Origin of the sequence: Sulfuricurvum sp., assembly GCF_049305995.1 — a bacterium.
In the GTDB taxonomy this organism is placed as follows: domain Bacteria; phylum Campylobacterota; class Campylobacteria; order Campylobacterales; family Sulfurimonadaceae; genus Sulfuricurvum.
The window spans coordinates 1-4,341 of the sequence record NZ_JBAQPS010000228.1 but is presented as its reverse complement, the minus strand read 5'-3'; the positions used below and the strand labels follow the sequence as shown (position 1 = coordinate 4,341).

General features: G+C 39.7%; 4 protein-coding genes and 1 pseudogene. 2 read left to right on the top strand and 3 right to left on the bottom strand.

Going from position 1 to position 4,341, the window contains the following annotated elements:
* Both WA010_RS07950 and WA010_RS07945 read left to right on the top strand, forming a co-directional pair.
* A partial coding sequence (locus tag WA010_RS07950) for an FIST signal transduction protein (protein ID WP_422556595.1) occupies positions 1–624 on the top strand: 624 nt, incomplete at its 5' end.
* 12 nt (positions 625–636) lie between these two features.
* Positions 637–2,790, top strand: coding sequence for an EAL domain-containing protein (locus WA010_RS07945; protein ID WP_422556596.1), 2,154 nt, complete (start codon positions 637–639; stop codon positions 2,788–2,790).
* 14 nt (positions 2,791–2,804) lie between these two features.
* Here the strand turns inward: WA010_RS07945 and WA010_RS07940 are convergent, their stop codons facing one another.
* The 3 genes and pseudogenes from WA010_RS07940 to WA010_RS07930 all read right to left on the bottom strand — a co-directional run.
* Positions 2,805–3,545, bottom strand: a complete 741-nt coding sequence (locus tag WA010_RS07940; RefSeq protein ID WP_422556594.1) for a DUF1566 domain-containing protein — start codon at positions 3,543–3,545, stop codon at positions 2,805–2,807.
* On the bottom strand, positions 3,532–4,098 hold the full coding sequence (locus tag WA010_RS07935; protein ID WP_422556593.1) for a DJ-1 family glyoxalase III: 567 nt from the start codon (positions 4,096–4,098) through the stop codon (positions 3,532–3,534). The genes WA010_RS07940 and WA010_RS07935 overlap by 14 nt, the downstream gene beginning before the upstream one ends.
* 121 nt (positions 4,099–4,219) lie before the next feature.
* Positions 4,220–4,341 (bottom strand): annotated as a pseudogene (locus WA010_RS07930) (elongation factor P); the annotation flags it as partial.

The window sequence follows — 4,341 nt, the reverse complement described above, 5'->3', positions numbered from 1 at the left end:
TATCTACTCGAACATATTAGCAAAATCATCCTGATGAAGATACCGGATGCTATCATTATCGGGACGACTACAGCAGGAGAAATTTTAAACGGAAAGATGCTTCATGAAAGCATCGTAATATCATTTTCAATATTCAATCAAACGTATCTTAAAAGCATTCATCTTGTTGGAGATGATTCTGAGGCTTTAGGGTACACAGCCGCACAAACAATTGTTGATAAAGATACAAAATGCGTTATTATGTTTGCTGATGGGCTACAGCGTATCGGTGATGATATACTACGAGGTTTCAATCGTGGATCGCTTCAAGATGTAATCGTTGCAGGTGGAATGTCTGGTGATAATAACATTATGCATGCAACTTATTGTATTCATGGAACTACTATTTTTCAAGGCGGTATTGTTGCTGTTGCCCTTGCAAATCCGGAACTGGAAGTTTTTCACACCTATAATCTGAGTTGGCATCCCATCGGAAGAGAGATGACTATAACCCAAGCGAAAGGAAATATTGTTTATCAAATTAATTATTTACCTGTTTTGGATGTCTATGAACATTACTTAGGAGAAAATGTTGTCAGTAATATGCCCGGTTCTATGATCGAATTTCCTCTTATTTATCACTAAGGAACCGTTGATATTGCTCGTTCAGCGCTCGATATAACACCTGATGGAGGAGTTATGTTTGCCGGCAGTATTCCCGTAGGGAAAAAAGTCCGATTTGGAATAGCAAGCCCATCCATGATTGATGAAAGTGCCAAAAAAACGCTTCAACTGGCTGTGCAACATCCTTTGGACGGGATATTTATCTATTCATGTACCGGTAGAAAAATCTTTCTAGGAGAAGCACTTGAAGCAGAATTTTCACCCCTAGCACAACTTGCACCGCTCAGTGGATTTTTTACTTATGGAGAATTTTATCACGGTAACAAAAGCAATAACCTGCTTAATGTTACGACAACAGTTTTAGGACTTTCTGAAAGTAAAACAAAATCTTATAATAATCCATTAGAGATACCTAATATTACCCATTCAAGTTTGACTATCGGAGCATTAACACATTTGGTCGAAGTTGTTATGAATGAAGAAAAAGCAAAACTTGAATCAGAGTTAATCGAAAGCAATAACGATCTCCATAAACTTTCCCAAGCAATTCGTCAAAGTCCAAATAGCATTATTATTACTGATTTAGACGGTAATATCGAATACGTTAATGATGCATTTTTCCATATTACAGGCTATACAAGCGATGAAGCAATCGGAAAAAATCCAAAATTCCTTCAGTCCGGAAAAACATCGCATTCTATTTACCAAGAGATGTGGAAGACTATTCAAGCGGGCGAAACATGGCACGGTGAATTTATTAATCGGCATAAAAATGGAACTGAATATATTGAAGCGGTTAAAAGTGCCCCTATTTTAAATACCGATGGCAATATTTCTAATTATATGGCAATCACAGAAGATATAACGAAAAAGAAACGTTCAGAAGATCAAATCTACTATTTGGCAAATTTTGACTCTCTCACTAATTTACCTAACCGCAGACAATTTGAAGAGCGTTTTAACCACCTTATGACAATAGCAAAACGAAATAATGAATCCTTTGCCGTCATTTTTCTTGATCTTGACCATTTCAAAGAAATTAATGACTCATTAGGGCATAGTATTGGCGATACTCTACTCATCAAATCAGCAGAACGACTTCGTTCAATCATGCGCGATGAGGATACTATTTCAAGATTAGGTGGGGATGAATTCATCTTATTATTACCCAATACCGCTGAAAATGGAGCTGAACAAGTTGCACAAAAATTACTGAAAACAATGTCTCAATCTTTTTCAATTAATCAACATGAACTCACGATCACTGCTTCCATCGGCATTGCAATTTATCCTTTGGATGGCTTGAATATGGAAATACTTTCCCAAAATGCTGATACCGCAATGTATCGTGCCAAACTAGATGGACGTAATAACTATCGTTTTTTTACCGATGAAATGCAAATAAAATCAATGCGCAATCTACAACTCAACAATGCATTGCACCACGCATTAGAACGTAACGAATTTCATTTAGTCTACCAACCTCAATTTTGTTTGGGAAGCGGAGATATTATCGGTGCCGAAGCTTTACTGCGTTGGCATCATCCACAACTTGGTATTATCTCCCCTGCTGAATTTATACCTATCGCTGAAGCAAGCGGATTAATCTTACCTATCGGAGAGTGGGTACTTCGTACTGCGATCAAACAAGCAAAAAAATGGACGGAAGGCGGGATGGAACCGATGATTATCGCCGTTAATTTATCAGCGGTTCAATTTCGAAATCAAAATTTGCCTGAAAAAATAGAAGAAATTTTAAATAATTTTTCATTTGATCCAAAATATCTTGAAATCGAACTAACAGAAGGGGTTGCAATGCAAGACCCTCATGCAGCAATCGCAGTCATGAACGATTTGCATCAACGAGGCATACAAATATCGATTGATGATTTCGGAACCGGCTATTCAAGTCTCAATTACCTCAAAAAATTCAAAATTTACAAGCTAAAAATTGATCAATCTTTCATTCATGATATCGAGACGGACAGCGAGGATAAAGCTATTGTCCGCGCCATTATAAATATAGCACGGAGTCTAAATCTTAAAACTATTGCCGAGGGGGTAGAGACAAAAGAACAACTTGCATACCTTCAAGAAGAAGATTGTCATCAAGTGCAAGGATATTTTTACAGCGAACCACTTTTAGCCGAAGAATTTCAAAAATATGTAAAAACTATTTCTCTTTAAAAGAATTTAAACATTCAAGGCAATTCACTTACGCAGCGAACATACGCTTCCTCTTTTTTCGATACCGTTGCCACTGAACCGAGTTTAAATCCGACTACAAAATTTTCAGCTTCGTTCAAAGCATCGGAAGACCAATAATAACGGTGCATCATCGCTCCGAATAATTGCATATTGACCGTCGGTCTATAACGGGAATAATCGACGATACCATAAAGTTCATTGAGCGTCGGAAGCCGCCAAGCCCTACCCTCTAATGTCAGATTATCGCAATGTTCTTTTCCTTTTTCAAAGGTGAACTTCGCTTTTTTATCGGTTGCTTCCAAAGAGTGCCATACAATCCCCGTATCTCTATCTTCAACTCCTATGGCAAATTGATGAAAGTTTTTTGCAGCTTTTACGATAGAAGCATCGGTACACGCAGCAGCAATTTTTTTACTCGGTGGTGAGAGAGTAATGTTTTTCTCTTTGGGATAGAAACTGTATCCTACCATCGCGATAATCCCACCGTCTCCCTCACTTCCGGTTCCGATAACGGTACTATCAGAGGGTCCTTGATCGCTTGACCAATAGCTGAAATTATCGTGAAATTGAGCCGAAACAACAAAAAGTTCCCCGATACCCATTTGCCGCCATCCGCTTCCTAAATCTCGGCAATATAGTCGTGCTTCTTCCTGAGTATACATTTCAGTCTCAGAAAGTTTTATATCAGCATGGAGTGCCATACCCAGCAGCAAAAAAAGACTAAATCGACGCACAATAATCCGCCAACAATCCGCCGCGCAATGCTTTATAGGTCTCATCGCCACACAGTTTTTTTACAATCGCCAGACCAAAGCAAATCGCCGTTCCGGGACCGCGGGACGTCATCACATTGCCGCTTTCGACAACGGCATGTTTATCGCCGACAAACCCGCCGATAGTGAGTTCATCTTCGATACCGGGATAGCAGGTATACCCCTCTTTGAGTATCCCTGCGGCTTCAAGAGCATACGGAGCGGCACATATGGCACCGATAGCTTTTCCTTTTGCATCCATTTCTTTAAGGAGGTTTTGAACGTTGACATCTGCGGCAAGAGCTTTCGTCCCTCTCCATCCTCCGGGGAGAACGATCATATCGAGTTCATCAACGCTCAGCCCTTTAACCGGACGATCCGCATGGATCGTAATCCCATGCGCCCCCGTCACCATCAGATGTTCGTTCAACGTTCCCATAATCACTTCAATATCCACACGACGCAAAACATCGATGATACTGATCGCTTCGATCTCTTCAAAACCCTCTGCAATTGGGACTAAAACACATGGCACAGGTTTTCCTTATTTCGTAATAGTATTTGATGATTATTAGGTTGATATTGTACCCTGAAAACGTAGGGACGAAAGAAAAAAAGGAGTTTGCGGAAAAATCCGCTTTACGTGGAAAAGTGAATTACTTCACTTTCTCCATGTATTCACCCTCAACGGTATTAACACGGATGAGATCACCCTCTAGTACATGGTAAGGAACTTGAACCACAGCACCTGTTTCGAGAGTAGCCGGTTTTTTAGAAC